This window comes from Kitasatospora sp. NPDC032757 (assembly GCF_055579305.1).
This window is the reverse complement of the sequence record NZ_JBVINN010000088.1, coordinates 1-5,335: the sequence shown is the minus strand read 5'-3', so window position 1 is coordinate 5,335 and position 5,335 is coordinate 1. Positions and strand designations below refer to the sequence as shown.

Genomic DNA, 5,335 nt, shown 5'->3' with positions numbered 1-5,335 from the left:
CGTAACGCCGGGCCCACTCGTCCGTGACCAGGACGAACACCCATTCCTCGTCGGCGGCGGCCAGCTCCTCCAGGGCCGCCCGCAGGGTTTCCCCGACGAGCTCGATCCGGTCCAGGCGCCGCACCGCAGCCAGGACGTGCGTGGAGTCGGTCCGCTGCCGTCCGCGCCGCTTGACCAACCCGACCTCCGCCAGGCGCTCGACCATCACCGCCAGAAGCCGGTCCGCCCGATCGCCCTCGGCCATCCGGTCACGGAACTCGCTCAGCACCGAGAAGTCGAAGCCCGGATCGTCCAACTCCAGCCCCAGGCAGTAATTTCCAGTCCAAACGGCACCGGACGGCCTCGGCGGCCTGCCGGTCGGTGAGATTCTCCGCGTACTGCAGCACCGACACCAGCGCCAGACGAGCCGGCGACAGACCACGACGCCCGCCAGCGGGATACCACTCCTCGAAGTCGCTGTCCGTGAACAGACCCTCCAGGTGATCCCGCACCCACATCGCCGTCGTCCCCTTCGGATTGCTCGCCCGAGCCATCCGCACGGTCAACGCCGGGATCTCCCGCCCGGACCAGTACCCCATCGCCACCGCAGCCCACCCCCACTGAACAGCCCGAACCTCCAGGCCAGAACAGCAGGCAGGCATGCTCAACGACCGCCGATCGCGGCAATCTCACCCTGACCGGTGAAGATCACCAACAGCATCCGGAAAGTGATCCAGAACCCCGTTTCACCCGTTGCCGACAGAAGGTGACCCCGACCACTCTTCGACCTGTCTTGGCTTTAAATTCGTTCAACGGACACATACATCTTTATTGCCGGGGGTGATATATGCCCCGACAAGAGGAACCGGAGCCTCAACTTTCGTGGCATCAATTGATTGAGCCAGCCAGCCACTTCTTCAAGCCGTTCGTGTATCGGCTGTAGACCAACCAAGGTCTGTGTGTGCGTCCTGGTTGCACACAGCAAACACCCGAAGGAAGGTTGATCGTGCTTAAGAAGATCGCTCTGACCGTGGCAGCTCTCGGAATGCTGACCGCAGGCACGGCCCCCATGGCCTCCGCCGCCAGCACCTCGGTAACAGGATGTGACGAAACCTGGACCGTGAGCAACGGCTGGGGTTACGGAAGCGGCTGTGTGGCGAACTGGGCACCCGGCTGGACGTACATAACCGGGGACGTCCATGACACCGCGTCTGACGGTAGGTGCCCCTATATCCGGGGCCACCTGAACACCGGCGGGGTGAGGGACAGCAACTGGGCTACGGGTAACGGAACCAAGGCATACGTCAGTATCTACGCTCCGGCAGGAACCTGGTTTACTTCCGTGTCGATACAGGCCATCTACTGCTGACGTTCGACCCGAGCAGCAGCCCCCGCTTCGAGGTGCGGCGGGGGCTGCTGTGCCGCACTGTCGAGGCATGGCAGGGATCATCGTGCTCTTGGAGCTGGATCAAGCCCAGGCAGAGAGTCCAGAGAGCGAGCCGGCCGTGCTCCTGGTGCACGCCGTCGGCCAGGACCCCGAGATCCCCGAGGACCCCCTTCCGCGGACACTGTGCGGGGAGGACACGGGCCCCATGGAGCACTCCCACTACCGGCCTGAGAGGCCTGGAGAACCCTGGTACCCGCCAGACCATGAGGACCGGCGGTGCCGGCTATGTGAGGCCGCCCTGAGCTTGACTCTGTCGGTGATCTTGATGTTCGCGGTCAGCTGCCGAGGGTTCGCCAGGATCGCGATCGGGGGATCCTCTGCTGGTCCAGGAAGGTCTGGAAGGCGGTCGGTTGTCTCGACGTGGAGGTTTCCTCGGTTGCCGGTCGGCTGCTGAGTCGTTCGATGTTCACGGCGATGGCCGTGAGTACGTGTTGCAGGTGGGCCTTCGGCTGGCCGCGGTAGCGGCAGTGGCGCATGCCGTGTCCGTGGCCGAACTCGTTGATGGTGCCCTCCACTCCGGAGCGGACCGCGTAGCGGGCCTTCCAGTCGGGTGTCTGCTGCTCGGTGCGGACGCGGACCTGCAGGTTGCGGAGTTCTCGTGGGGGAAGCCGACGTTGCGGGCACGGGCCTTGGTGCACTGGGGGCGGTCCGGACACGGCTGGCACTGGCTCTCGGTGAACCGCGCCACGATCAGGGGTGCCGCGGTGGGTGAGGAGGTCGGGTAGGGGCCGTGCCAGCCCTGGCTGACCTGGCCGCGGGGACAGGTGACTTGTCGGCGGTCGAAGTCGATGTGGAAGTCGTCCCGGTCGAAGCCCTCGTTCTTGCGGTGCTGGCTGGTGGGATTGCCCGGCAGTGGCCCGGTGACGGTGACCTGATGTTCGCGGGCGGCTCGTTCCAGGTGGACCAGGGAGGTGTAGCCGCCGTCGACCAGGTGCTCGGCGGGCAGCAGCCCGCGACGCGCCAGTCGGGTGTGGATGCCGGGCAGGGCCTGGCCGTCGTTGGTGGCGGCCGAGGTGGTGGCCACATCCGTGATCACGTTGACACTGCCAGCGGCGCACGTCTCGGTGAGGTGGGTGGCGAAGCCCTTCCAGCGGATGATGTGCCCGTGACGGACGTAAGGTGCCGTGATGTCGTAGGGAGAGACGATCGCCGAGGAGGAGGGCGGCAGCCCGCCGTCATCAGTGGTGCGCCAGCGCAGGCGGCCTGCGGCGTCGCGGTAGTAGTTCTGCACAACGACCTGCCGCAGGGCCTCGACCTGCGGGCCGGGCCGGTAGCGGGGACCGTGCCGGTGGAGGTGTCCCAGAAGCCGATCGGCGTCGTCGCCTGCGGCGAGGATCCTGGTCTTGGGCCGGGTGGGGTTCTTGCCCAGACGCACCGGCCGGCCGTAGCGGCGCCCCCAGTCCTCGTCGGCCAAGCCGGTCAACAAGTGCGAAGCGGTGCGGGCCACTTCCTCCAGCGCGGCGCGGACTGCCTCGGTGACCAGTTCCAGCCGGGTCAGGTCGCGCACCGCGGCCAGCACGTGAGTGGAGTCGGTGCGCTGCGTGGTGCGTTCGCATACGAGTCCGGCCTCTTTCAGGCGCGCGAGCGCCAGATCGAGGAGGCGGACGGCGCGGTCGTCATGGGTGAGTCGCTCGCGGAAGTCGGTGAGCACGCTGTGATGGAAGCCGGGATCGTCCAGCTCCATGGCCAGGGCGTATTTGAAGTCGATGCGGCAGCGGACCGCCTCCGCCGCCTGACTGTCCGACAGGCCGAGCAGGAACTGCAGCACGCACACGGTGGCCAACTGGGCCGGCGAGAGACCGGGACGTCCGTCGCACGGATACCAGCCGGCGAAGTCCTCGTCGTGCCACAGCCCGTCCAGCCGGTCCCGCACCCACATCGCCGCCCCGGCTGCGAAGACCTCCTCACCGAGTCGGTGGTTTCGCTGACCCGGCTGCGCGACCACACTGCCGGCGCTATACGAAGACGCCCTCAGCTGGCCCAAGTCGACTTGGCATGCCAAGCCGTCGACAGCATGGAGCAGATACTGCGAACTCTCCTGGAAGCGCTCAGCTCCCCCTCCCCCCTTGCCGCCCAAACCTGCGCCGTCGCGGCGCAGCGGCGACTGGACGTGCTCGCCGAGCTGACGGACGAGGCCGCCTGGATGAGCCGGACGGCTCTCAAGTTCGACGACGCGGAGTCCGTGGAGGATGTCGTTAATGTCCTCTTCGCGCAGGGTTTCGAGTTTTATGGCGCTTCGGATCTCTACGGCCTCAACGCGGCGGGCCTTGATGAGCTGGAACGCGTCCTCGGAGCGCGGGCTCCGGGAGCGTCAGGCTTGATGTTCGCCCTGCACGACGTGTTCGCGCGCACGATGTTCGACCGCCGACGGTTCAACGATCTCGTCGGGCAAGCCCATGCACTCCTCACGGCCCATGCGGACGGCGTTCTCGCCCTCGTCGCCGACAGCCTGTTCGAGGATGATCTGAAGGCAGGCCTCCTGGAAGTGTTCGACAGCTGTACGCAGATCTCAATGGTCTTGCGGCAGTCACACATCCCGCGCCATGCCGGACGGGCTCTCCTGGATGTCGCCGCGTCCCTGCTGGAGGGACCGGGCAGGGTACTGGCGTCAATGATCATGCTCGCTTCGGGCCGCAAGTCCAGGCCCTACACCAAGCTGCGCCATGACGACGCCACCGCCATCGTGCGGGCGGCACAGCAGGACCCGGAGCTGGCGGACCTGTTCCAGGGGCTGGACTGCGACCTGCGCAATGCCCGGGCGCACGCGTCCGCGCGGTACGAGGACAACCAGTTGGTGATGGACCTCCGGTCCACCTCCCGGGCCATTCCGTGGGACGAGGTCCTCGACGGCACTCTCCAGGCGCAGGAAGCTCTGCTGGCCTGGCAGGTCGCGCTGACGGCGATGCTGGCCGGGCACGGCATCAGCGGCTACGGGACCCTCGACCTGCACCAGCTCTGCGGCTTTGCCGGCCAGCGGCGCATGATTGCAATCCTGCTGGAAGGCATGGGCTGCCGCGACGTTCTGGTGACCCCCGGCCCCTCCCACTGGCAGATCGACGCGGGAACGGCGGCCCGGAGCGGCCCGATCTTCATGGGTGGCCTCGTCACGGCCATGCTCCGGTTCCTGCCCGGCACCGCGGACACGCTGAGCCTCACCGTTCGACTCCCCGACGGCCCCCATAGCCTGGGCGGGCCGCTCGGGCCGTGGCGCGACTTCACCAGCCACCCCAGCGACAGCAACGAGTACGTGACCGGCATGATCCGGGCCTCGCTGATGTGGACCCACAACGGCAAGCCGTACCTGCCCGGGGACGTCCTGCGCCGATGGGCCGCTCAACAGGCCTTGGAGGCCGCTGACCGGCCCCTGCCGGCCCAGGTCCGACGGCTGCGCGAGCTGAAGGACCTCGCCGCGGTAGCCGAGGACGCCCCGCTGCACGGCGCCCTCGCCGCAGCCATCCGTGCCGTCCGCCTCGGCCGGCCGGACAAGGCCGACCAGGTGTTTTTCGACAACTTGAAGACCTGGAGAAACACGCCGGTGCAGCTCGACCTGCGATGAGGCGGCCGCAGAGACGAAGCCGATGGTGGATCAGCTTTTGGTGCCCGGCGTTCTGGCCCGTCCTGCCCGCCGAACGCACGTTCTCCGACCCTGCTGCGTCTTCCAGTCAAGAACGGACGGCTTCCAACTGGACCGGGGAAGCACATTGCCCCAGTCCCGCTCCGGCCGCGACCTCACCGCGCCAACTTCCCCGCCGTCCCCCAGGCCCTCACCCCCATACCCGGCGGCACCCGCCGGTCACCGGCGAAAACGTCACCTTCAACGGCCATCCAGAGGCATACAGCGGACCGCGGAGAGGCGGCGGTGAAGGTGCTCCAGTCGGGCTACGCTGCCCTGTGATCACTGTGCGCACC

General features: G+C 67.5%; 4 protein-coding genes and 1 pseudogene. 1 reads left to right on the top strand and 4 read right to left on the bottom strand.

Going from position 1 to position 5,335, the window contains the following annotated elements; genetic code table 11:
- From ACZ5WK_RS40060 to ACZ5WK_RS40045, 4 genes and pseudogenes are all read right to left on the bottom strand, one after another.
- The coding region (locus ACZ5WK_RS40060; RefSeq protein WP_465555473.1) for a transposase at positions 1-295 on the bottom strand (295 nt) is incomplete at its 3' end.
- On the bottom strand, positions 249-497 hold the full coding sequence (locus ACZ5WK_RS40055) for a transposase (RefSeq protein WP_399168722.1): 249 nt from the start codon (positions 495-497) through the stop codon (positions 249-251). The genes ACZ5WK_RS40055 and ACZ5WK_RS40060, both read right to left, overlap by 47 nt.
- Positions 498-1,701: 1,204 nt before the next feature.
- Complete coding sequence (locus ACZ5WK_RS40050) at positions 1,702-2,064, bottom strand: transposase (protein ID WP_465555471.1); 363 nt, start codon at positions 2,062-2,064, stop codon at positions 1,702-1,704.
- A gap of 1,049 nt (positions 2,065-3,113) precedes the next feature.
- A pseudogene (locus ACZ5WK_RS40045) lies at positions 3,114-3,305 on the bottom strand (transposase); the annotation flags it as partial.
- Positions 3,306-3,440: 135 nt separating this feature from the next.
- On the opposite strand from ACZ5WK_RS40045, the gene ACZ5WK_RS40040 reads away from it, so the two are divergent.
- The gene (locus ACZ5WK_RS40040) at positions 3,441-4,982 is read left to right on the top strand and encodes a hypothetical protein (RefSeq protein WP_465555469.1); all 1,542 of its coding nucleotides are present in this window, start codon (positions 3,441-3,443) and stop codon (positions 4,980-4,982) included.
- Positions 4,983-5,335: the final 353 nt, after the last annotated feature.